The organism is Embleya sp. NPDC020886 (assembly GCF_044333915.1).
Classification (GTDB): Bacteria; Actinomycetota; Actinomycetes; order Streptomycetales; family Streptomycetaceae; genus Embleya.
This window is the reverse complement of the sequence record NZ_JBIRRX010000017.1, coordinates 41484-64050: the sequence shown is the minus strand read 5'-3', so window position 1 is coordinate 64050 and position 22567 is coordinate 41484. Positions and strand designations below refer to the sequence as shown.

The 22567-nt window shown below is 71.4% G+C and carries 17 protein-coding genes and 1 tRNA gene; 11 read left to right on the top strand and 7 right to left on the bottom strand.

All coding sequences use genetic code 11. The features are described 5' to 3' along the window. Positions 1-8: 8 nt before the first annotated feature. The 5 genes from ACH4U8_RS38600 (at position 9) to ACH4U8_RS38580 (ending at position 6889) form a co-directional block, all read left to right on the top strand. The gene (locus ACH4U8_RS38600; protein ID WP_395782817.1) at positions 9-914 is read left to right on the top strand and encodes a fumarylacetoacetate hydrolase family protein; all 906 of its coding nucleotides are present in this window, start codon (positions 9-11) and stop codon (positions 912-914) included. Positions 915-964: 50 nt separating this feature from the next. Further along, the gene (locus ACH4U8_RS38595; protein WP_395782816.1) at positions 965-1753 is read left to right on the top strand and encodes an Asp/Glu racemase; all 789 of its coding nucleotides are present in this window, start codon (positions 965-967) and stop codon (positions 1751-1753) included. A gap of 225 nt (positions 1754-1978) precedes the next feature. Then, positions 1979-3532 carry a hybrid sensor histidine kinase/response regulator transcription factor gene (locus ACH4U8_RS38590; protein WP_395782815.1) on the top strand — a complete coding sequence of 518 codons (1554 nt, stop codon included), beginning with the start codon at positions 1979-1981 and terminating at the stop codon, positions 3530-3532. A 161-nt stretch (positions 3533-3693) separates the two neighbouring features. Continuing rightward, positions 3694-5025: a serine hydrolase domain-containing protein gene (locus ACH4U8_RS38585; protein ID WP_360309683.1), complete on the top strand. Its 1332-nt coding sequence runs from the start codon at positions 3694-3696 to the stop codon at positions 5023-5025. Between the two features lie 283 nt (positions 5026-5308). Further along, on the top strand, positions 5309-6889 hold the full coding sequence (locus tag ACH4U8_RS38580; protein WP_395782814.1) for an MFS transporter: 1581 nt from the start codon (positions 5309-5311) through the stop codon (positions 6887-6889). A 205-nt stretch (positions 6890-7094) separates the two neighbouring features. Here the strand turns inward: ACH4U8_RS38580 and ACH4U8_RS38575 are convergent, their stop codons facing one another. The 3 genes from ACH4U8_RS38575 to ACH4U8_RS38565 all read right to left on the bottom strand — a co-directional run bounded on the left by ACH4U8_RS38575 (position 7095) and on the right by ACH4U8_RS38565 (position 10819). After that, positions 7095-9206 (bottom strand): protein kinase, encoded by a 2112-nt coding sequence (locus ACH4U8_RS38575; protein ID WP_395782813.1) that lies wholly within the window; start codon positions 9204-9206, stop codon positions 7095-7097. Positions 9207-9636: 430 nt separating this feature from the next. Continuing rightward, a tRNA-Leu gene (locus ACH4U8_RS38570) sits at positions 9637-9720 on the bottom strand. 142 nt (positions 9721-9862) lie between these two features. Beyond that, positions 9863-10819, bottom strand: a complete 957-nt coding sequence (locus ACH4U8_RS38565; protein ID WP_395782812.1) for an NAD-dependent epimerase/dehydratase family protein — start codon at positions 10817-10819, stop codon at positions 9863-9865. A 151-nt stretch (positions 10820-10970) separates the two neighbouring features. On the opposite strand from ACH4U8_RS38565, the gene ACH4U8_RS38560 reads away from it, so the two are divergent. Continuing rightward, positions 10971-11180 (top strand): helix-turn-helix domain-containing protein, encoded by a 210-nt coding sequence (locus tag ACH4U8_RS38560; protein ID WP_026218136.1) that lies wholly within the window; start codon positions 10971-10973, stop codon positions 11178-11180. After that, positions 11180-11755: a Clp protease N-terminal domain-containing protein gene (locus ACH4U8_RS38555; RefSeq protein WP_360309675.1), complete on the top strand. Its 576-nt coding sequence runs from the start codon at positions 11180-11182 to the stop codon at positions 11753-11755. Before ACH4U8_RS38560 ends, ACH4U8_RS38555 begins: the two co-directional genes overlap by 1 nt. A 126-nt stretch (positions 11756-11881) precedes the next feature. On the opposite strand, the gene ACH4U8_RS38550 is transcribed toward ACH4U8_RS38555, so the two are convergent. Then, positions 11882-14395: a Tex family protein gene (locus ACH4U8_RS38550; RefSeq protein ID WP_395782811.1), complete on the bottom strand. Its 2514-nt coding sequence runs from the start codon at positions 14393-14395 to the stop codon at positions 11882-11884. A gap of 678 nt (positions 14396-15073) precedes the next feature. Further along, positions 15074-15583 (bottom strand): Lrp/AsnC family transcriptional regulator, encoded by a 510-nt coding sequence (locus ACH4U8_RS38545; RefSeq protein ID WP_380018114.1) that lies wholly within the window; start codon positions 15581-15583, stop codon positions 15074-15076. A 242-nt stretch (positions 15584-15825) separates the two neighbouring features. Between ACH4U8_RS38545 and hppD the strand changes: the two genes are divergently transcribed. From hppD to fahA, 4 genes are all read left to right on the top strand, one after another. After that, complete coding sequence (hppD, locus tag ACH4U8_RS38540; protein ID WP_360309862.1) at positions 15826-16905, top strand: 4-hydroxyphenylpyruvate dioxygenase; 1080 nt, start codon at positions 15826-15828, stop codon at positions 16903-16905. 71 nt (positions 16906-16976) lie between these two features. Beyond that, entirely contained in the window at positions 16977-18179 is a 1203-nt protein-coding gene (locus ACH4U8_RS38535; protein WP_395782810.1) for a homogentisate 1,2-dioxygenase, read from the top strand. Continuing rightward, entirely contained in the window at positions 18176-19048 is an 873-nt protein-coding gene (locus ACH4U8_RS38530) for a hypothetical protein (RefSeq protein ID WP_360309667.1), read from the top strand. Before ACH4U8_RS38535 ends, ACH4U8_RS38530 begins: the two co-directional genes overlap by 4 nt. Positions 19049-19070: 22 nt before the next feature. Beyond that, positions 19071-20291, top strand: a complete 1221-nt coding sequence (gene fahA / locus ACH4U8_RS38525) for a fumarylacetoacetase (protein ID WP_360309665.1) — start codon at positions 19071-19073, stop codon at positions 20289-20291. A 691-nt stretch (positions 20292-20982) separates the two neighbouring features. On the opposite strand, the gene ACH4U8_RS38520 is transcribed toward fahA, so the two are convergent. After that, on the bottom strand, positions 20983-21474 hold the full coding sequence (locus ACH4U8_RS38520) for a hypothetical protein (protein WP_360309663.1): 492 nt from the start codon (positions 21472-21474) through the stop codon (positions 20983-20985). Positions 21475-21670: 196 nt separating this feature from the next. Next, positions 21671-22558 (bottom strand): CAP domain-containing protein, encoded by an 888-nt coding sequence (locus tag ACH4U8_RS38515; protein WP_360309661.1) that lies wholly within the window; start codon positions 22556-22558, stop codon positions 21671-21673. Positions 22559-22567 lie beyond the last annotated feature (9 nt).

The window sequence follows — 22567 nt, the reverse complement described above, 5'->3', positions numbered from 1 at the left end:
ACCCCCCCATGCGCCTGGTCACCTACACCGTCGACGGATCGTCGTCCCGCCTGGGCGCCGAGGACGGTGCCCACGTACTCGACCTGTCCGCCCTCGCCGCCGCCGCGGGCACCGAACTCCCCGGCGATCTGCTCTCGTTCATCCGTGCCGGCGCCGAGGCCCTGGACACCGCGCGAGACCTGCTGGGCGGCGACCCGGCGGCCCGACCCGCCGGCGCCGTGCACGCGAGCGCCGACGTGCGGCTGCTGGCACCGCTGCGGCCCGGGAAGATCATCGGCATCGGGCTCAACTACGTCGAGCACGTGGCCGAGTCCAACCGCACCCTGGACACCGCGAAGGAACTCCCGGAGCGCCCGGTGCTGTTCGGCAAGCCCGCCACCGCCGTCACCGGCCCCGGCGCGCCCATCCTGCACAACGGCGACCTGACCCGGCAGCTCGACTGGGAATGCGAACTCGCCGTGGTGATCGGGCGGACCGCGTACAAGGTGAGCGAAGCCGACGCCTGGGAGCACGTGTTCGGGTACAGCATCATGAACGACATCAGCGCGCGCGATCAGCGCCGCTCCGGGCAGTGGTTCTTCTCCAAGGGCCAGGACTCGTATGCCCCGTTCGGCCCCGCCGTGGTCACCGCCGACGACATCCCGGACGCGCAGGCGCTCGACCTGTCGCTGCGGGTCAACGGCGACATCAAGCAGAAGTCGAACACCCGGCACATGCTCTTCGACATCCCGCGCCTGATCGCCGACATCTCCTCCGGGATGACCCTGGAACCGGGCGACGTGATCTCCACCGGATCGCCCTCCGGCGTCGGCGCGGCCCAGGTCCCGCCGCAATTCCTGCGGCCCGGCGACGTGGTCGAGGCCACCGTCGAGCGGATCGGGACGCTGTCCAACCCGGTGATCGACGCCCGCTGAACCGCGCCCGGCCCCACCACTCGAACTTTCCGCACCACAGGAGGACCTCCGTGCGCCGACACCCCTACCGCATCGGCCAAATCGTGCCGAGCTCGAACGTCACGATGGAAACCGAGGTACCCGCGATCCTGCGGGCACGTGAGACGGTCGCGCCGGAGCGCTTCACGTTCCACTCCAGCCGGATGCGGATGACCCACGTCACCCCCGAACAACTCAAGGCGATGGACGCCGACTCCGACCGCTGCGCCGTCGAACTCTCCGACGCGCGGGTGGACGTGCTCGGCTACGCGTGCCTCGTGGCGATCATGAGCATGGGCCTGGGCTACCACCGGGTCGCCGAGGAGCGGCTGCACGGTCGCACCGTCGACAACGGCGCGCCCGCGCCGGTGGTCACCAGCGCCGGCGCGCTGGTGCACGGGCTGCACACCATCGGCGCGCGCAAGGTCGCCCTGGTCGCGCCGTACATGTTGCCGCTGACCCGCACCGTCGTGGAATACCTGGGCCACGAGGGCATCGAGGTGCTCGACTTCGAGGCGTTGGAGATCCCGGACAACCTCGACGTGGCCGCACACGACCCGTTGCGCCTGCCGGGCATCGCCGAGCGGCTCGAATACGCGGACGCGGACGCGGTGGTGTTGTCCGCGTGCGTGCAGATGCCGTCGCTGGCCGCGATCGAGGAGGCCGAGCAGCGACTGGGCAAGCCGGTCGTCTCGGCCGCGGTGTGCACCGTGCACCAGATGCTTCGCGCGCTGGACCTGCCCGCCTTCGCGCCGGGCGCCGGCCACCTGCTGTCCGGCAAATTCGCCGACGCACCCCTCGAAGCGGCCTCGGCGAGCTGATTCCGGCGGGCGATCCTGCAGAGCCCGTCGTTCGGCGTGGCCACCCCCGATCGGGGCGGCCCGGCGCGGGTTCCATGAGGGCGGTGTGGGGGAACGGCGCGGCCGAGTGGTTCGGGGGTGGGCCGATCGCCGCGGCGTGTCGGGGTCGGGGCGATTCGCCCGCTTCGACCAAAGATCGGCGCGGTGGAATACTGGCACGCCGTTCCCCACGGAAGGAGGCCCTGGATGGGCTTCGGGCCCAAGTCCATGGCCGCGCTCGGCAAGGCGATCACCGGCCGTGATCTGCCCGCTGCCGATTCCGCGCGGGCAGTCGGGTCACCCGGGATCCGCCGGGTGTTCCAGGGCCGCAACCGGGCGGACATCCTGGTCGTGCTCGTCGCGATGGCCGCCGACCTGCTCGGCTACGCGGTCACCGTGCGCGGTCCGGGGCCTGCGGAGACCGCGGCCAACCTCGCGTTCCTGATCGCGGCGGCGCTGTGCCTGATCGCGCGTCGACGCGCCCCGTTCCCGGTGCTGCTGATGGTGCTGGTGCTTCAGATCGGCCTGAACCTGACCAGCGACATCGGGCAGCGGTTCGGCTTCGTGTTGGCGATCGCGCTGTACACTGTCGGGCTGTCCTGTCGGCCCAGGACGATCGCCCTCGCCATGCTGCTCACCCTGGCCGCCCAGACGTCCGGCTATGCCGACGCGGACATGCCGCTCTTCTACACCTTCAGCGGCGACCTCGTGGCGACCATGCTGGTCGTCGGCGCGAGCGCCGCGGTGCGGCACTGGCAGGCCCAGGTCGAGGTCAACCGGGAGTTGCTTGCCGAGCGGGCGCTGACCGAGGAGCGCCGGCGGATCGCCCGCGAACTGCACGACATCGTGGCGCACCACATCACCACGATGCACCTGATGTCCGGCGGTGCCCGGGCCGGCCTGGACCGCGACCCGGACGGCGCGCGTGGCGCGCTGCTCACGCTGGAGGCATCCGGGCGGGTCGCGCTGGACGAGATGCGCCAACTGCTCGGCGTACTGCGCAGCGACAAGGACCCGGAATCCGTCTCGTCGGCCCCACAACCCGGCGTCGACGACCTGGACCGGCTGATCGCCGAATCCTCCCTGGCCGGCCTGCCGACCGAGCTCCAGGTGGTCGGCACGCGCCGCGAGTTGTCCCTGACGGTCGGCCTCACGCTGTACCGGATCACCCAGGAGGCGCTCACCAACGCCCGCAAGCACGCCGGCAGCGCGGCGATGGCCCGGGTGCGGCTGGAGTACCTGCCGACGGCGGTCGCGATCGAGATCCGGGACGACGGCGGCGGCGAGCACCTCGGCGGCGGCTACGCGACGACCGGCGGTGGACACGGGCTGGTCGGGATGCGCGAGCGGGTGGCCGTGCACGGCGGGTCGTTCGAGGCCGGGCCGGTTGCGGACGGCGGCTTCCGGGTCGCGGCGAGCATCCCGATGACGGCGGTGGAACCCGCCGTGCCGGCGGGTGCGGAGCCGGTTCCGGCAGAGCCCGTCGCCGAGCCCGCTCTCGCGTCCGCGACGCCCGTGGCCGAGGTCGTTCCCGCGGCTCTCGCACACCTGAGCGCACCCGAGATCGAGGTGCTGCGCCTGATCGCGACCGGCAGGGCGCGCGACGAGATCGCCGAGGCGATGCGGGTGGACGGCGCGACGGTCGAGCGCCACGAGCGCGCACTGTTGGGCAAGTTGGCACTCCGGGATCGCGCCCAGGCCGTGGTGGTGGCCTACGAATCCGGTCTGGTCCGGGTCGGCCGCCCCACCGCGCCGCGCTGACGCGGGCGGATTCGCGGCGGTGCGCGCGCGGGGCGGGCGTCGGCACTTGTGCGTTCGCACCAAGGGTCGCTCTCGGGTTCGTCGTCACGGCCATGAGCGGGGGCGCCGGCTCCGCGTAGCGTGCCGGTACGCCCCGCCCAGCCCACTGCGAAAGAGGTCCCATGACCGCAACCGTCGACGCCGCGTACTGGAACGCCCGCCTCGCCGAGCTGACCGTCGAATTCGAGGTGCCCGGCGCGAGCCTGGCCTTTCTGCACGAGGGCGAGGTGCACTCCTTCGCCGCCGGAGTCCTGAACAAGGACACCGGGACGCCGGTCTCCACCGACTCACTGTTCCAGATCGGCTCGGTATCCAAGGTCTGGACGGCGACCCAGCTCATGCTGCTGGTCGAACAGGGTCGACTCACGCTGGACACCCCGGTCGTCGACCTGCTGCCCGAGTTCAAGGTCGCCGACGCCGAGGTGACCAAGACGGTGACCGTGCGGCACCTGCTGACGCACACCTCCGGTATCGACGGCGACCTGTTCCTGGACACCGGGCGCGGCGACGACTGTCTGGAGAAGTACCTCACGGCCTGCGCCGACCTCACCCAGAACCACCCGATCGGCGAGTCGTTCTCGTACTGCAACTCCGGCTTCGTGATCGCGGGGCGCATCATCGAGCGGCTCACCGGCAAGAGCTGGGACGAGGCGCTGCGCGAGCAGATCTGCGAACCCCTGGGCCTGACGCACACCTGGACGCTGCCGGAGGACGTGCTGCGGTTCAGTGCGGCGACGGGGCACGTCGAGGACGGCAAGCCGACGCCGGTATGGGGCCTGCCGCGGGCCATGGGGCCGGCCGGGCTGATCTGCGCGCGAGCGAGCGACGTGGTCGCGTTCGGGCGCGCCCACCTGGGCACCGACCTGCTGGCCGCGCCCGAGGCGATGGTCGTGTCGCAGGTGCGCCTGCCGAACCCGTACACGCTCGCCCCGGAGTGGGGGATCGGTTGGATCCTCGACGAGTGGTCCGGACACCGGGTGATCATGCACGCGGGCAACACCATCGGCCAGGCCGCGATGCTCTGGGTCATCCCGGACACCGGCACGGTGGTCTGCCTGCTGGCCAACGGCGGTGAGACCGCCGCGCTGCAGCGGGCCCTGGGCCGCGAGCTGTTCGCCGCGTTGGCGGACGTCGAGATGCCGGAACTGCTCGGCCCGCCGGAGACGCCGGTCGACGTCGACGTCGCCCGCTACGTCGGAACGTACGAGCGGGTCGGCTGCCTCGCCACGGTGACCGTGGAGGAGGACGGCAGGTTCCACCTGCACGTCGAGGTCACCGGCGAGCTGGCGGACATCTCGCCGGCGATGGACTGGGACCTGATATCCGTCGACGAGACCACGTTCGTGGGCCGCCGCGAGGGCAGCCCGCTCTGGGACAGCATGGTCTTCTACGAACTCGCCGACGGCTCGTCGTACCTGCACATGGGCGTACGCGCCACCCCGAAGACGGCCTGAGCCGTCGCAATGCCGGTCACCGTGCGGGTGGATCCCGCGCGGTGACGGGCGAAGCCGGGCGCGGGCCCTTCGCGGAGGAGCGGGCCGCAAGAGACTCCGCCGGGTGGTGGCGGCGGGGGTCCGGGTTTACCGTCGAACGAGTGGGCGAATATCGCCCGGGTGGGCGGCCCGCCGCCCCTTCGCCGGACGGCGCCGCGTCGGACGCGGCCCTCGGCAGCGCAGGACCCGAAGGATCCGCAGGGCGAAGGATCCGCAGGACTCGCAAGACGGCGTAGGACGCATCATGGCGAACCCGCACGCGACACCCTCGCAGGCCGCCGCCGGATCCGGGCGAAGCGGCGCCACCGCCGCCGCATCCCCACGAAGCGGCGGCAGTGGTGCCGCGCTCGCGGTGATCGCCTCGTGCCAGTTGATGGTGGTCCTGGACATCACCATCGTGAACATCGCCCTGCCGCACATCCAACGCTCGTTGGAGTTCTCCACCACCAGCCTGTCCTGGGTGCTCAACGCCTACACGCTCACCTTCGGCGGCCTGTTGCTGCTCGGCGGGCGAGCCGGCGACATCCTGGGCCGCAGGCGGGTGTTCGTCTTCGGCGTGTTGCTGTTCGTGATCGCCTCGCTGCTCGGCGGACTCGCGCAGAGCGCGCCGGAACTGCTCGCCGCGCGGACCCTGCAAGGTGTGGGCGGCGCCATCGCCTCCCCGACCGCACTCGCGCTGATCACCACGACGTTTCCCGAAGGCCCGGCCCGGAACCGGGCCTTCGGCGTGTTCGCGGCGGTCTCCGCCGGTGGTGGCGCGATCGGGCTGCTCGCCGGCGGTGTCCTGGTCGAATGGCTGGACTGGCGGTGGGTGTTCTTCGTCAACGTGCCGATCGGCCTGCTCATCGTGCTGGCCACGCCGCGCTACATCAGGGAATCCGAGCGCCATCCCGGCCACTTCGACCTGCTCGGCGCGCTGACCTCCACGCTGGGCATCGGCTCGCTCGTCTACGGGTTCATCCGGGCCGCCCAGGAGGGATGGCGGGACGCCCTGACCCTGGGCGCGTTCGCGGCGGCCGCCGTACTGCTCGTGATCTTCGTGTCCGTCGAGCGCAATTCCAGGCAGCCGATCACCCCGCTGGCGATGTTCGCGGACCGCAATCGGGCGGGCACGTACGGCATCATGTTGTGCCTGGCCGCGGCGATCTTCGGGATGTTCTTCTTCCTCACCCTGTTCGTCCAGGATGTCCTGGGCTTCAGCCCGATTCAGGCCGGCCTGGCCTTCCTCCCGATCAGCGCGGTGGTCGCGGTCGGCGCCGGCTTCTCCTCCCAGCTCCTGCCGCGCTACGGACCCAAACCCTTCATGGTCGTCGGCGCCATCCTGGCGGCGACCGGCCTCGCCTGGCTGACCCGTACCGACGTGCACAGCACCTACGCCGGCAGCATCCTGGGCCCGACGCTGATCTTCGGCCTCGGCATGGGCATGCAGTTCGTGTCGCTGACCCTGATGGCCGTCTCCGGCGTCGCCCCCCACGAAACCGGCGCCGCCACGGGCCTGCTCAACGCCACCCAGCAGGTGGGCGGTTCGCTGGGCCTGTCCATCCTGGTCACCGTCTTCGGCACGGCCAACCGCAACGAGGCGAAGGATCAGGTGCCCGAGTTCCTCGCCCAGGCGAGCCCCGCCGAGCGGGCGAACTTCGAGCGCACCGGCGTGCTGCCCGCGCCATGGAGTCACCAGGTGCTGACCACCGGCATCTCCACGGCCTTCGTGACGGCCGCGATCTTCGCGGTGATCGCCGTGGTGATCGCCGTGTTCGTCATCCAGGTACGCGCCTCGGACCTGGAACGACTGCGCGGCGACGGCCCCCCGGGGGCGGGTGGCTGACCGCCCGAAGGCGGCCGCGCACGTGCCGTCGGAGCGGGTCGGGTCTTCCCGCGTGGGTGGCCGCGTACCCGTTCGACCACCGTCCACGGGTGCCGACGCGCAGCCTGACCTGCGCGGATGGACTATTCGGCACTCACGGCCCGGAGCAGGCGCCTTCCTCGGGCATCGGCGCCGGACGCGCCGGCGGGGGATGCGGCGTGGTGGCTCAGCCGCCGAGTGCGTCGGTCACCAGTTCGAAGACGGTGTCGGCCAGGGCGCAGGTGTCCAGCGTGGAGCCGCCCTTGTCCGACTCCTGGTTGACGTCCAGGCTGATGAGTTGGGCGTCCCACGCCGTGCCGGATGTTTCGCGGACGTAGGTCAGCGACGCGATGCAGAACGATGTCTTTCCACTGTCTGACAGTTCGATGCCGTTCATGCCGCGCACCGAGATCGGCTTGGCGCCTGCGGCCACCTGCTCGGCGTCGCGCTTGTAGGTGATCGCGACGGTGTAGGTCGAGTCGCCGTTCACCAGCTTGACCGAGCAACGGTAGGGAAGGTTGCGGCTGATGCCCTGGTACGTCCAGCCCTGGACCTTGGGCGCCGACGCGTCGATCGAGTTGCACGGGTCCTTGCCGACGAGTGTGTGTCCGGTCGGGGCCGTTGCGCGCGGCGCCAGTCTGGTGACCTTCGGGGCGATGAGGACCGCGTATGACTTGGCTGTTGCGCAGCCCTCGGCCCACGGTGCCTGGTCCGACCCCTTGTTGGGGTAGTGCTGGTTGACTTGCACCGCCGCCCCGAACCCGCTGTCCCCGAAGGGGAGGGTGACCGTGCAGGTGTTGGCCGACGCGGACACCTGATCCTGGAAGAGTGCGACGCCGTCCACCGTGACGGGTGTCAGCTTGGCGCGTTCCTGGGCGGTGAGCAGGACGCCCAACTCGACCCGGAACCGCACACTCAGGTCGGTCGCACCGCCGTTGTTCGCCACGATCTGGCACTCGGTGAACTTCTGCGCCTGGCGTGCCGTCTCGACGACGACAGAGCCGAAACGCTTCGGGAACTCACGGTCGAGCATCGCGCAGGGGTCGGTCGCCCGGATCTGCGACATGAGCGGGACGGTCGCCTTGCGGGCCTCGGCTTCCTCGAAGGTGGCAGGGATCGCGTCGGCTCTCGCCCCGGATCCGCCGGCGGGCGGGGCAGCGGGTGAGGTCGAGTCCCGTTTCGCGTTCGGGTCGGCGGCGGGGTTCGTTCTCGTGTCCGACTGGCCGCTCGCGGCGCCTTTCCTTTTGCTCCCCGAGTCGTCGCCTTCCGTCCACTGGATGGCGAGGGCAACCGCAAGTGCCGGCGCGACAACGGCCGCGACAGCGCCGAGGACGAACTTGCGGCGCCGGGCTGCCGGCTCGGGCGCGGGCACCGAGCCGGGCAAGACAGGGGCTGGAGGCATCATCGGAGGCACGCGCGGACGTGCCGGGATACCGCCAGGGGCACCATCCCCGGCACTGCCGTCGGCCCCGATCGCGGCCAGGCGTTCGCGTACCTCCACCGCGCTCTGCGGCCGGTCCTCGGGCGCCTTGGCCAGCAACGCGAGAATCAGTTGCCGCAAGTCCTCCGGCAGCCCCCGACGCTCCGGACCCGGCGGACGAGGCGGCGTGGTCAGGTGCTGCATGGCGATGCCGTACATGGACTCGGCGTGGAACGGCGGCTGCCCGTCGACCAGGGCGTACAGGAGGCAGCCCAGTGAGTACAGGTCGCTGCGGTGGTCCGCCTTCTTGCCGCCCGCCTGCTCCGGGGACATGTAGTGCGGGGTGCCCAGGATCGCGCCGGTAACCGTCATCGGCGTGTGCCCGGCGTCCGGTTCGACGATCCGGGCGATGCCGAAGTCGAGCACCTTGACCGACCCGTCGGCGCACAGGAAGACGTTGGCGGGTTTGATGTCGCGGTGGACCACGCCGCGCGCGTGCGCGTGTTCGAGCGCGATGCACACCGCGCTGCCCCAGGCCACCACGTCGGCGACCGGCACCGGAACTCCGGTCATGAGACGGGCATTCAGCGCGGTGCCGGCGAGCAGTTCCATCACCAGGTAGGGGGTCATCCGCCCGCCGACCTCGGCCCGCCCGAAGTCGTGCACGGTCACGATCGCCGGGCTGCCCAGCGCACCCACGATGCGCGCCTCGCGCTCGAAGCGGTCGGGTGCGCCGCCGGAGTTCGCGGCGTACGACAACAGCTTGACCGCGACATTCCGCCCGATGCGCTCGTCGCGGCAACGCCACACGTCGCCCATCCCGCCGCTGCCGATACACACGACACAGCGGTAGCGGCCGTCGAGGAGCAGACCTTCCACGGTGAATCCCCCGTTGTGGTTTGGGCACGCCCGTCGCGGCCGCGCCGCGATCAGGGTACGGGCACCGCAAGAAGCCCTCTCGGGCACTGGGGCGCAGCGTCCCAGGAGCCGATGCCTGCGGCGAACTCGCGGTCTCCGCCTCGGTCGATCCGGCGCGGGCCGCCGCCTCGATTCGGGTCACGTCGCCGCGTCCCGCCTCTGGGAGCGGCGCACCGACGGATGCGCGCAGGGCCGGCGCATGGAGAGGAACGAGATGGAAGCACTCGTGCGCACGGCATCGGGAACATCCGTATGGCCCTCGTCGAGGCAAAACCGCAGTTCAAGGAGGCGACCTACGACGCGCTCGGGCTACGGCTCCCATACGACCCCGGAACGCAAAAAGTGCGAGCCGAGGTGATCCTCGACCCGCACAAATTGGGAATACGGCCTGTGTCCGAGGGGGGACTTGAACCCCCAAGCCCTTTCGGGCACTAGCACCTCAAGCTAGCGCGTCTGCCAATTCCGCCACCCGGACCGGGTGGTCTCCGCTGGTGTTTCGTGCGGCGACGTGGAGAACCATATCAAAGATCCGGAGGGGGATCGGACCGGGATGGGTGGGGCTGACCTGGGGCTTGGCGGGGGAGGTCGGCTTGCGGGCGCCGGGGTGGGGGCGGGGGTCAGGTCTTGTCGAGTAGGCGGGCCTCCTGCTCCGGGGAGAGGCCCTGGGAGAGCGGGGGTTCGCCTCGGGCTCGGTCCCAGGCGAGGACGTCGGCGGCGGTGGTGGAGAGGGGGGTGGACGGGAGGCCGGCGGCGCGGGCGCGGGCGGCGCTGCGTTGGCGGGCGGCCCATTGGTGCTCGGGGGTGACCAGGGGGAAGGGGCCGGGGACCGCGTCGGGGGAGACGGGGACGATTTCGACCTCGGTGCCGGCGACATGGGCGCAGGTGTGGATCAGGTCGCCCAGGGTGGTGGGTTCGGCCGGCCCCACGGCGTGGAAGGCGCCGGGGCGGTTGTCGATCAGGAGCTGGGTGACCAGGCGGGCCAGGTCGCGGGAGTCGACGATCTGGATCGGCTGTTCGGGTCTGCCCGGGAGGGCGACGCGGCCGCCTCGGGCGGCTCGGCGGGTCCAGTAGGTGAAGGTTTCCTGGACGTCGTGGGGACCGGCGACCTTGCCCGGGCGCACGATGGTGGCGCGGTCGCCGTAGCGGGCGAGTACGTCGTCCTCGCAGGCGACCTTGCAGGGGCCGTAGGTGTCGTTGTCGAGCTCTTCGGTGTCGCGGACGGGTGGGCGACGAGGGGTGTCCTCGTCCGAGCCGGGGCCGATCCCGGACTGTACGTACACCGCTTGGCTGGAGACGAACAGGTAGCGGCCGACCCGGTCGCCGAGTACGGCCATCGCCTGGCCGACATGGCGCGGTACGTATCCGCTGACGTCCACCACCGCGTCCCACTCGCCGTCGCGCAGTGCCGAGTAGTCGCCGGTGTCGCGGTCGCCGATTCGCCGGGAGGTCTGCGGGAAGAGGTCGGTGCCGGTTCTGCCACGGCCGAACAGGGTTACCTCGGCGCCCCGGACCAGTGCGTCCTCGACGATCGCCCGGCCCACGAAAGCGGTGCCTCCGAGTACAAGAATTCGCATGTTTCGCGACCGTAGCGGGTCGGCGGGGTGTGTGCGCTCTCTTTTCGACGGCTTCCGGAGGGCCTTTCCGGCGGTCGCTCGGCGGCCTTTCCGGCGACGTGGGTGTCAATCGTGGTTGACAGGTGCGGAATGTCAACGTAGGTTGACGGATATGACCGAAGCAACCGACCTCGCCAGTCGTGCGGGGGATCGCGATCCACGAGTGGGCCTACGGGCCGTGGCCGCGCTGCGCCGGCTGCTCGAACAGCTCGAGGCCGTGCAGGTGCGCAGCGCGCGTGTGCAGGGCTGGTCGTGGCAGGAGATCGCCGCGGAGCTCGGGGTGAGCCGGCAGGCAGTGCACAAGAAGCACGGGAGGAACTGATGTTCGAGAGGTTCACGGACAGTGCCCGCGGCGTCGTGTACGGGGCGATCGAGCACTCGCGGCAGGCCGGCGACGCCTGCGTGGAGGAGGAGCACATGCTTGCGGCGCTGTTGGACGCGGAGGGTACGCGGACCTCGGTCGCGCTCGCCGCGCTCGGCTTCGTGGCCGGTCGGGACGAGATCGAGCGCGGGCTGGCCCGGGCCCGGCGGCGCGGCGGCGTCTCGCAGGCCGACGAGGCGGCGCTCGCCGACCTCGGGATCGACGTGGGCGAGATCGTCGCGCGCGTCGAACAGACGCACGGCGAGGGTGCGTTGGTGCCGGCGCGGCGGACCCGGCGACTGTGGCCGTTCGGCGGCGGTCGGACCGGGCACGTGCCGTTCACGCCCGGCGCCAAGAGGGTGCTGGAGCAGTCGTTGCGCGAGACGATCGAGCGCGGTCAGCGGCACATCGGCGACGAACACATCCTGCTCGCACTGACGGCCGGCCCGGGCCTGGTCGCGGACCTGCTCGCCGAGTACGGCGTCACCCACACGACGGTCCTGAAGGCGCTGGCCCCCCGGGCGCAGGCGAGCTGAACGGGCGCTCGGTGGTGGCGGTCGCCCGAAGGTGGGGGTGCGGAGTGCTCGGGTGCCCGGTCGCTCCATGGACCCGCCGGGCCACCCGCGCCCCCACCCGCCCTCACGAGAGGGCGATCACCGGCCTCACTCCACCAATCCGGCCCGCCGGAGGGCGTCCGCGATTGCGCCGCCGCCCCCGGCCGGCCCCTGCGGACCCCTGGTCTGCTTCGGGGGTGCGGCGGCACGTCGTCCCTGACCCCCGCCACTCGCACCCGTGTTGCCGCCCTGGCCTTGGCCCCGGCCGCCCCCGCCGTTGCCGCCCTGGCGGCCGTCGCCCCGTCGCCCGTCACCCTGCGGCCGACCCTCGCGCGCCCCGCGCTCCGGCCGAGGGCCGCGGTCACCGCGATCGGCCCGGTCGCCGCGATCCCCGCGCGCCCCGCGCTGCTCCGCCTCGTCCTCCAGCCGCAGCGTCAGCGAGATCCGCTTGCGCGGGATGTCCACGTCGAGCACCTTGACCCGGACCACGTCGCCCGACTTGACGACGTCGTGCGGGTCGCTCACGAACGTCTTCGACATCGCCGAGACGTGCACGAGGCCGTCCTGGTGCACGCCGACGTCCACGAACGCGCCGAACGCGGCCACGTTGGTGACCACGCCCTCCAGGAGCATCCCGGGTTGCAGGTCGGACAACTTCTCGACGCCCTCCTTGAAGGTCGCCGTCTTGAACGCCGGCCGCGGGTCGCGGCCCGGCTTTTCCAACTCGCGCAGGATGTCGGTCACCGTCGGCAGGCCGAACTTCTCGTCGGTGAACGCCTTCGGGTCCAGCGCGCGCAGCCGGGGCGCCGCGCCGATCAGGGTGCGGAGGTCACCGCCCGCCGCCGCGGCGATCTTGCGCACCACGGGATACGCCTCCGGGTGCACGGAGGAGGAGTCCAGCGGGTCGTCGCCGGCCGGAATCCGGAGGAAGCCCGCCGCCTGCTCGAACGCCTTCGGGCCCAGCCGCGCGACGTTCTTCAGATCGCGCCGGGTCTTGAACGGGCCATTGGCGTCCCGGTGTTGCACGATGTTCTCGGCCAGCGTCGCGCCGATTCCGGATACCCGGGTGAGCAGCGGTGCGGACGCGGTGTTGACGTCCACGCCGACCGCGTTCACGCAGTCCTCGACCACCGCGTCCAGCGACCGGGACAACTTCAGCTCGGACAGGTCGTGTTGGTACTGGCCGACGCCGATCGACTTCGGGTCGATCTTGACCAACTCGGCCAGTGGGTCCTGGAGTCGGCGGGCGATCGAGACCGCGCCGCGCAACGACACGTCCAGGTCCGGGAGTTCCTGCGAGGCGAAGGCCGAGGCGCTGTACACCGAGGCGCCGGCCTCGGACACCATCACCTTGGTCAGGCCCAACTCGGGGTGCTTGGCGATCAGTTCGGCGGTCAGTTTGTCGGTCTCGCGGGACGCGGTGCCGTTGCCGATGGCGACCAGGTCCACCCGGTGCGCGGCGGCCAGCTTCGCGAGCGTGGCGATCGACTCGTCCCAGCGGCGACGCGGCTCGTGCGGATAGATCGTCTCGGTGGCGACCACCTTGCCGGTGTCGTCGGTCACCGCGACCTTGACCCCGGTACGCAGCCCCGGGTCCAGGCCCATCGTGGCGCGGGTGCCGGCCGGCGCCGCGAGCAGCAGATCGCGCAGGTTGGCGGCGAACACCCGGACCGCCTCGTCCTCGGCGTCCTGCCGCAGCCGACCGCGCAGGTCGATGCCCAAATGCACCAGGATCCGGGTACGCCACGCCCAGCGCACGGTGTCCGCGAGCCACTTGTCGGCCGGCCGGTCCCGGTTGACGATGCCGAACGTGTGCGCGATCGAGCGCTCGTACTCGGTCGGGCCGTCGACCTCCTCGTCCGCCGAGGGGGCGAGGGTGAGGTCGAGGACATCCTCCTTCTCGCCGCGGAACATGGCCAGGATCCGGTGCGAGGGAAGCCGGGTGAACGGCTCGGCGAAGTCGAAGTAGTCGGCGAACTTGGCGCCGGCCTCCTCCTTGCCGTCGCGTACCTTGGCCACGACCCGGCCGCGCGTCCACATCCGCTCGCGCAGCGCGCCGATCAGGTCGGCGTCCTCGGCGAACCGCTCGACCAGGATCGAACGCGCGCCGTCCAACGCCGCCTGGGCGTCGGCGACGCCCTTGTCCGCGTCCACGAACGCCTCGGCCGCGGCGGCCGGCTCGCGCGAGGGGTCGCCCAACAGCCCGAGCGCGAGCGGTTCCAGACCGGCCTCGCGGGCGATCTGCGCCTTGGTTCGCCGCTTCGTCTTGTACGGGAGGTAGATGTCCTCCAACCGAGCCTTGGAATCGGCCGCCAGGATCTGTGCCCGCAGCGGGTCGTCCAACTTGCCCTGCGCCTCGATCGCGGCGAGCACGGCGGTGCGGCGCTCCTCCAGCTCCCGCAGGTAGCGCAGCCGCTCCTCCAGATTGCGCAACTGCGTGTCGTCCAGAGTCCCGGTCACCTCCTTGCGGTACCGGGCGATGAACGGCACGGTCGCCCCACCGTCGAGCAACTCGACCGCGGCTCTGACCTGCCCCTCCCGAACCCCGAGCTCCTCGGCGATCAGCCGATGCACATCCCGCGGCGCACCCTGCTCCGAACCCTGCTGCCCAGACACCGACATCGTCACGTCCCGATCCACCTCATCACCAAGCCTGCCCCCGCCATTCTCCCGCCCCACCGAACCCCCTGTCGCCCTGCCCCACCGGGGCGCCTCCGGTTTCCGCTCGGGCACGGGGCGGCCGGGGGCGTCGGCGGCGCGGGGCGGGGGTCGGTCCGGGCGGGTCGCGTGCGGTGTGGCGGGACCGACTTGCGCGGGGAGCGCGGTGGCGGGTGGGTCGAGTGCCGTGTGCGGCGGGACCGGCTCGCACGCGGACGGGCGACGCTCGGCGAGGCGCGAGGCGCGAGGCGCGAGGCGCGAGGCGCGAGGCGCCGGGCGCGGCTCGGAGCGGGCGGGTCGCGCGCGGTGTGGCGGACCGGACGGGCTCCCACGGGAGGACGCCGGCGAACGCGGGGAGAGCGACGGTGCAGGCGGGGTACGCCGGCGAGCGCGGGTGGGTCGAGCGCGGTGCGGCGGGATCGGCTCTCGCGCACGAAAGGCGCCGGGCACGGGTGGCGGCTGGACGTGCATGAAGACGCTTCGCCCACCGAGAACGTGCCCGGTGGTGTGGAGCGCGCCGGACCCCGGCCGCAGAGCGCGCCGGACCCGAACCCGATCGGGTCGGTTCGCCCTGCCGGGCCCAAGCCTGGCCTGGCCGGTCCGGGCCGGGTCCGATCGCCCGCCGGCCCCGCCCCGGTCGGATCAGCTCGCCGCGTCCGGCCGAGCGGCGTTCTCCCGCAGGGCCGGGACGCGGCTGGGGCGGCGGCGTTCTCGGGCCTCCAGCAAGGGGAGGGTGCGCATCGGGACGACCTCGGACAGGACGATCACGCTCGTGGAGCGGACCACCTCGGGGATGCGGTTGATGTCGATCAGGATTTGTTGCAGGTCCTGGTTCGAGGTGGCGGCGATGCGGCAGTGCACGTCGCCGATGCCGGTGGTGCCGTAGGCCTCCAGCACCTGGGGGACCGCGCTCAGCGCGGTGGCCACGCCGGACAGGCCGCCCTGGGCGATCTCCAGTGTTACGAAGGCCAGAACCGGGTATCCGGCGGCGACCAGATCGACCTCGGGGCCGTAGCCGGTGATCACTCCGGCCGCCTCCATCCGCTCCAGGCGGGCCTGGACGGTGGCGCGGGAGACCCCGATCACCCGGGACAACTCCAACATGCCGGCCCGGGGGTGTTGCCGGCCCGCCCGGATGAGACGCACGTCCAATTCGTCGAGCGTGCTACGCGAATCCTGAAGATCATCCCGCATATGGCCGCCTCAGCTAGGCATTTTGTACAGCTCCCGAGTTTGATGTTGTCAGATGTTGTATCCGGAAGTGTACTTCCGGCATCCGTTCCTTTCCGAGGGGATCGCGCGTCATGAGCACCTTCACCACCCTTGAAGACACCGACGCCCTCGTCGGCGCCGTCGAGCACGACCCGGCGGGAGACCCCTTCCCGGTCGTCGCGATGGACCATGTTCGTTTCTTCGTCGGCAACGCCAAACAGGCCGCGCACTACTACTCGACGGCATTCGGCATGACCTGTGTCGCCTACCGCGGGCCCGAAACGGGGTCGCGCGACGTCGCCGAGTACGTACTGGTGTCCGGCAAGGCGCGTTTCCGGATCACCGGCGAGGTTCACGCCGGCACCGAGGTCGGCGTCGCGACCGCCGCCCACGGTGACGGCGTCTCCGACCTCGCGATCGAGGTGCCGGACGTCGACAAGGCGATCGCCTACGCCCGGGAGAACGGCGCGACCATCCTGGTGGAGCCGCACGACGAGAGCGACGAGCACGGCACGGTGCGTACCGCCGAGCTGGCCACCTACGGCCAGACCCGACACACGCTGGTGGACCGGTCCGGCTACAAGGGCCCGTTCCTGCCCGGCTTCGTCGCCGCCGACCCGCTGTTCCGCGGCAAGCCGGCCGACCACCCCAAGCGCTACTTCCAGGCGATCGACCACTGTGTGGGCAACGTCGAACTGGGCCGCATGGACGAGTGGGTCTCCTTCTACAACCGCGTCATGGGCTTCACCAACATGAAGGAGTTCATCGGCGACGACATCGCCACCGAGTACTCCGCGCTCATGTCCAAGGTGGTCACCAGCGGCAACCACCGGGTGAAGTTCCCGCTCAACGAGCCCGCGGTCAGCCGCAAGAAGTCGCAGATCGACGAGTACCTGGAGTTCTACGGCGGCCCCGGCGTGCAGCACATCGCGCTGGCCACCGGCGACATCGTGGCCTCGGTGCGCGCGATGGCCGAGATGGGCGTCGAGTTCCTGGCCACCCCGGACAGCTACTACGACACGCTCGGGGAGTGGGCCGGCGAGACCCGGGTACCGGTCGAGACGTTGCGCGAACTGAAGATCCTGGTCGACCGCGACGAGGACGGCTACCTGCTGCAGATCTTCACCAAGCCCGTCCAGGACCGGCCGACCGTGTTCTTCGAGCTGATCGAGCGGCACGGTTCGCTCGGCTTCGGCAAGGGGAACTTCAAGGCGCTGTTCCAGGCCATCGAGCGCGAGCAGGAACGGCGCGGCAACCTCTAGGCCGGTCGGGGGAACCCACCGGCAGCGCCGGGAGAGCAGGGCACGGGAGCGGACGGAGGAGTCGGGCAGTCATGGCGTACTACCGCAGCGTGGGCGAGGTGCCGCCGAAGCGGCATACCCAGCACCGCCGCCCCGACGGCGGCCTGTACTACGAGGAGCTGATGGGCGAGGAGGGCTTCACCTCCGACTCCTCCCTGCTCTACCACCGCGCGATCCCCTCGGCCATCGCCGACGCGAGCGTGTGGGAGGTCCCCGACCAGAGCATCGCCGCCAACCACCCGCTCAAGCCGCGCCACCTCAAGCTGCACGAGCTGTTCGCGGACAACGAGTGGAAGGCGGTCGACGCGGTCACCGGCCGCCGACTGGTGCTGGGCAACGGGGACGTACGGATCGCCTACGTGGTCGCGGGCAGCCCCTCCCCGCTGTACCGCAACGCGCTCGGCGACGAATGCGTCTACATCGAGTCCGGCACCGGGACGGTGGAGACCGTGTTCGGCGCACTCACCGTCGGCGCCGGCGACTACGTGATCCTGCCGCGCGCCACCACCCACCGGTGGGTGCCCGGCACCGACGAGCCGCTGCGCGCGTACTGCATCGAGGCGAACTCGCACATCGCGCCGGCCAAGCGCTACCTCTCCCGGTTCGGCCAACTGCTCGAACACGCGCCGTTCTGCGAGCGCGACCTGTGCGGGCCGGTCCAGCCGCTGCTGGCCGAGGGCACCGATGTCGAGGTGCTGGTCAAGCACCGCGGCCTGGGCGGCGAGGTCGCCGGCACCCGCTACGTCTACCCCACCCACCCGTTCGACGTGGTCGGCTGGGACGGGTGCCTGTACCCGTACGTGTTCAACATCTCCGACTTCGAGCCGATCACCGGCCGGATCCACCAACCGCCGCCCGCGCACCAGGTGTTCGAGGGGGAGGGGTTCGTGATCTGCAACTTCGTGCCGCGCAAGGTGGACTACCACCCGCTGTCGATCCCGGTGCCGTACTACCACTCGAACGTGGACTCGGACGAGGTCATGTTCTACTGCGGCGGCAACTACGAGGCCCGCAAGGGATCCGGCATCGGCCAGGGCTCGATCTCGCTGCACCCGGGCGGGCACGCGCACGGGCCGCAGCCCGGGGCCTACGAGCGCAGCATCGGCATCGAGTTCTTCGACGAACTGGCGGTCATGGTGGACACCTTCCGGCCACTGGGCGTCGGCGAGGGCGGCTTCGCGAGCGAGGATCCCGGTTACGCCTGGACCTGGGCCGGGAAGGCGCCGCGATCGTGAGCACCTCCACCGACGCCCTCGACACGCTGCATCGGTCGCTGTTCACCGGACTGTGGGACGACGCCGCGCTGTTCCCGCCCGGCAACGCCCCGATGGCCGAGGCGGTGCCCGCGCACCGGCTCTACCGCACCGAGTGGTTCGCCCCGTTCGTGCGCAACTTCCTGGTCGGCGCGGCGCACGTGCCCGACCTGGTCGAACTGGCCGATCCCGACGCGCCGCTGCGCGTGGTGCTCGTGGCTCCCGGCGGCCCCGCCACCGTGGGGCCGGCCGTACGCACCATCCTGAACACCCCCGGGTTGATCCTGGAGGGCATCGAGGTCGCCGGCGACGGCGAGATCGGCAAGGCGGTCGCGGCGCTGCACGAACACCTGCCGGAGATGACGGCGGGCTACGTCGAGGTCCTCAAAGGCGCGGGCCTCGACGCAGACCTGGACAATCTCGCCGGCACGTACGGGCGGCCCAAGTTCCGCACCGGCGGGACCGCCGCGCACGCGTTCCCGGACGAGGCCGAGCTGGCCGCGTTCGTGCACGCGTGCCGGATCCGCGAACTGCCGTTCAAGGTCACGGCCGGGCTGCACAACGCCGTGCGGCACACCGACCCGACCACGGGTTTCGAGCACCACGGTTACCTCAACCTGCTGCTCGCCACCCACCACGCCGTCGCCGGCGCCGAATCCGACGCGCTCGCGGACGTACTCGCGATCCGCGACAGCGCGGAACTCACCCGGATGACGCACGACCTGACCCTGACCGAGCGCACCCGCCTGCGCGGCTACCTGACCTCCTACGGCACCTGCAGCGTCGCCGAGCCGCTCCAGGACGCGCTCACCCTGGGTCTGCTCGGCGAACCCCCGCACCACCGCGACTGATCCGATCGAGGAGCCGCACGCCATGCCCACCACCTGGGTCCCGCTGCCGACCGACACGGGGTACGGCATCGACAACCTGCCCTACGGCGTGTTCACCACCGACCACGAGCCGGATCGGCCGCGGGTGGGGGTGGCGATCGGCGACTTCGTGCTGGACGCCGGCGCGGCGGCGCACGCGGTGGGCGCACCGGCCGACGTGCTGGACGCGCCGAGCCTGACCGGGCTGATGGCGGCCGGCCGGGCGACCTGGAGCGAGGTGCGCGCCTCGCTCACCACCTGGCTGACCGACCCGAGTCTGCGGGCGAGTGTCGAGCCGCACCTGATCCCGCGTCAGGAGGTGGTGCTCCGACTGCCGTTCGAGGTCGCGGACTACGTCGACTTCTACGCCTCCGAGCACCACGCGAGCAACCTCGGCCGCATTTTCCGACCCGGCTCCGAGCCGCTGACGCCGAACTGGAAGCACCTGCCCATCGGCTACCACGGCCGCGCCGGCACCGTGGTCGTCTCGCACACGCCGATCGTGCGGCCCAGCGGCCAGCGCAAGGCGCCCGCCGACGCGGCGCCCTCGTTCGGACCCACCCGGCGACTGGACATCGAGGCCGAGGTCGGCTTCGTGGTCGGCGCCGGCTCCGAACTCGGCACCCCGGTCGGCCTGGGCGACTTCGCCGAGCACGTGTTCGGCGTGTGTCTGGTCAACGACTGGTCCGCCCGGGACATCCAGGCCTGGGAGTACGTCCCGCTGGGCCCGTTCCTGGGCAAGTCCTTCGCCACCTCGGTGTCGCCGTGGATCGTCCCCCTCGAAGCTCTCGGCGTCGCACGCGTGGCACCCCCCGCGCGCGACGTCGAGCCACTGCCGTACCTGGACGACCGCGGCGGCGAACCCTGGGGCCTGGACCTGGCCCTGGAGGTCCGGCTCAACGGCCACCTGATCTCCCGGCCGCCGTTCGCGGCGATGTACTGGACCGCGGCGCAGCAGCTCGCCCACCTGACCGTCAACGGCGCGGCGCTGCGCCCGGGCGACCTGTTCGCCTCCGGCACGGTCAGCGGCCCCGAGGTCGGTCAGCGCGGCGCGCTGATCGAGATCACCTGGAACGGCGAGAACCCCCTCAAGCTCCCGGACGGGTCCACCCGGACCTATCTGGAGGACGGCGACGAGGTCACGATCACCGCTACCGCTCCCGGCCCGAACGGCACTCGTATCGGATTCGGCGAGGTAAGCGGGCGAATCATGACGGCGCGCTGACTCGATGCCGGCTCCCGCAACTTGCGGGAGCCGGCATATTGCCGAGGACGAGGAACCGAGGGGCGACCGCGAGGTCGCCCCATGTCGTCGTTGTCGTCCTTCGCGGGCAGATCGTGGAACAACACCGCCGTTGCACCCTTTCGGCGGGCAGTGCCGCGGCCGGCTCGGCCGTCACGGGTGTGCCCACCGCATCGGGTCCGACGCCACCCCGGTCGTCCCCGCGTTCCGGTGACGCGCTGTCGCGCGAGCCCCGTCGGGACGGGAGTTCGTGGACGGCGCGGGCACGGGCGCGGCGATGTCGAAGAGCCCGTCCACCGCGAGCCGGGCCCACCCGCGCGCCAGGAGCCGAGCCCGGTCGGGATCCGCCGGACGGGGCCGGGCCCGCGGACCGTCCGCAGCGGATCACTCCGGGACGGTCCCTCCGGGACGGCCACCGGTGGCCCGCAGGCGGCCTCCGAGCCGTCCTCGCGGCTCGTGCGCGCGAGGTGCTCGCGATGGTGCCCGTGGCGGCCGGACAAAGGCCACGGCGGCCGCGTGCGACTCCGCCGTGGCCCCCGGCCCGGCCGTGGTCCGCCTTCGATACCGGCCGCGGGCTCGGACGGCCGGATCGTTCGGTGCCGACCCCTCGTCTCGGGTCACCCGATCCGGGTTACCGGATCCGGGTCACCCGAGACGGATCGGCCGAGACGGATCAGCCGGTCTGAACAGCCCGGTATTCGCCGCTTTTGTCGTAGTAGCCGGGGCCGGCCACCAGCGCGGTGCGGAAGTAGAGGCCCTCGCCGACCACGCCGTTGTTGTTGCCGTGTCCGGGCACGAACGGTTGCCACAGGGCCACCAGCAGTTCCGGGGCCACCAGCGACGCGCCCTCGGTCTCCACTCGCACGGGTGTCAGTTCACCGAGCAGTCGGGTGACGTCGACGGCCGGCGTGCCGAAGACGTCGACGCCCAGACACAACACCGTGTCGGCGAAGTCGTCCTCGGACCGATGGACCTCGATCGCCTCGACCAGTCCGTCCTTGTCGCTCACCACATGAATCGAGAGGTCCGCACCGAAGTGGGCGAACCCACGAGTGCGTCCCGACAGATCTCCTCCGAGTTCGCGCAGAGCCGCCTCTGCCTCGTCCATGGACATGCCGATCTTGATCGGCCCTACGCCGTAAGGCGGATCCAACTCAAGCTGCACGTGATCTCCCTCGCCTCGAACACCCGAGTATGACGCACCGTCATCGAGGCCCCTCGCACCCGGTTGCCGGTTCGGTGCGCACGAGTGGCGCGCTGCCCGTACCCGAACGGCAACGCTCCGGTCGGTGCCGGCGCCGGCTTCTTCTTTGTACCCATTCGGGCCAATCGAGCCGATCGCCGACACCGGCTCCGGGGCGTCAGCGCGGGGTGCCGAAGACCTGGGTCCACGAGGTGCCGTAGGTGCCGCCCGTGACATACCCGACACCGATCTCGGTGAACTCCGGGGTGAGGATGTTCTTGCGATGGCCGGGACTGTCCATCCAGCCCTGCACCACCTCGGCCGGGCTCTGCTGGCCGCAGGCGATGTTCTCCCCTATCCGGCTGTACAGGTAGCCCGCCGCGATCGCCCGGTCCCACGGCTCGCGGCCGTCCGGATCGGTGTGCGAGAAGAACGCCCGGCTGATCATGTCCGCACTGAACGCCTGAGCGCACGCGGTCAGTTGTGGCTGCGGAGCCAGCGCGCGCAGGCCGTGCCGGGCACGTTCGACATTGGTCAGCTCGACCACCCCGCGCTGGAAGTCGGAGAGACCCGACGGGGTTTGTGTCTCCTCCTCGACGTCGACGCCGAAGTCGCGCGCGATCCCGGCCAGCCCGTCCGCGTAGCCCTGCCCCAGCGCGCGTACCTTCCAGCCCGCGCCCCGGCGGTAGATCTCGACCAACAACAGCACCGTCTCGGTGCGCGGCCGAGGCGGGGTGAACCGGGCCAACAGCGTGCCGCCCGCGCCGGTGAGCGTCATCGCCGGCGGCGGCAACTCGCCCAGGGTGTGCGTGGTGTCGGCGGGACTGATCACCACCGTCACGCGCGTGGCGCCCGCCCGCAGGCCGGCCGGGTCCACCGTGACGGTGTCCCCGCCCAGGCGCACCCCGGGTGCGACGAGCTGGTTGAAGAAGACGAAGTCCGCGTCGCCGGACACCTGTCCGTCCTCACCCGTGATCAACGCGGAGAGATCGAACGGACCGGGCACGCGTACGTGCACCACGCCGCCCGGCAGGGATTGGTTCGCACCCGGCGGCAGTTCGTTCATGGCCTCGGA

What these genes read in the sequence shown, in the direction of transcription:
- ACH4U8_RS38560 (WP_026218136.1), top strand. Translation starts at nt 10,971, where the DNA reads ATGACCGAAGCAACCGACCTCGCCAGTCGTGCGGGGGATCGCGATCCA.
- ACH4U8_RS38585 (WP_360309683.1), top strand. Translation starts at nt 3,694, where the DNA reads ATGACCGCAACCGTCGACGCCGCGTACTGGAACGCCCGCCTCGCCGAG.
- ACH4U8_RS38590 (WP_395782815.1), top strand. Translation starts at nt 1,979, where the DNA reads ATGGGCTTCGGGCCCAAGTCCATGGCCGCGCTCGGCAAGGCGATCACC.
- ACH4U8_RS38600 (WP_395782817.1), top strand. Translation starts at nt 9, where the DNA reads ATGCGCCTGGTCACCTACACCGTCGACGGATCGTCGTCCCGCCTGGGC.
- fahA (WP_360309665.1), top strand. Translation starts at nt 19,071, where the DNA reads ATGCCCACCACCTGGGTCCCGCTGCCGACCGACACGGGGTACGGCATC.
- ACH4U8_RS38550 (WP_395782811.1), bottom strand. Translation starts at nt 14,395, where the DNA reads ATGTCGGTGTCTGGGCAGCAGGGTTCGGAGCAGGGTGCGCCGCGGGAT.
- ACH4U8_RS38555 (WP_360309675.1), top strand. Translation starts at nt 11,180, where the DNA reads ATGTTCGAGAGGTTCACGGACAGTGCCCGCGGCGTCGTGTACGGGGCG.
- ACH4U8_RS38565 (WP_395782812.1), bottom strand. Translation starts at nt 10,819, where the DNA reads ATGCGAATTCTTGTACTCGGAGGCACCGCTTTCGTGGGCCGGGCGATC.
- ACH4U8_RS38580 (WP_395782814.1), top strand. Translation starts at nt 5,309, where the DNA reads ATGGCGAACCCGCACGCGACACCCTCGCAGGCCGCCGCCGGATCCGGG.
- hppD (WP_360309862.1), top strand. Translation starts at nt 15,826, where the DNA reads ATGGACCATGTTCGTTTCTTCGTCGGCAACGCCAAACAGGCCGCGCAC.
- ACH4U8_RS38515 (WP_360309661.1), bottom strand. Translation starts at nt 22,558, where the DNA reads ATGAACGAACTGCCGCCGGGTGCGAACCAATCCCTGCCGGGCGGCGTG.
- ACH4U8_RS38535 (WP_395782810.1), top strand. Translation starts at nt 16,977, where the DNA reads ATGGCGTACTACCGCAGCGTGGGCGAGGTGCCGCCGAAGCGGCATACC.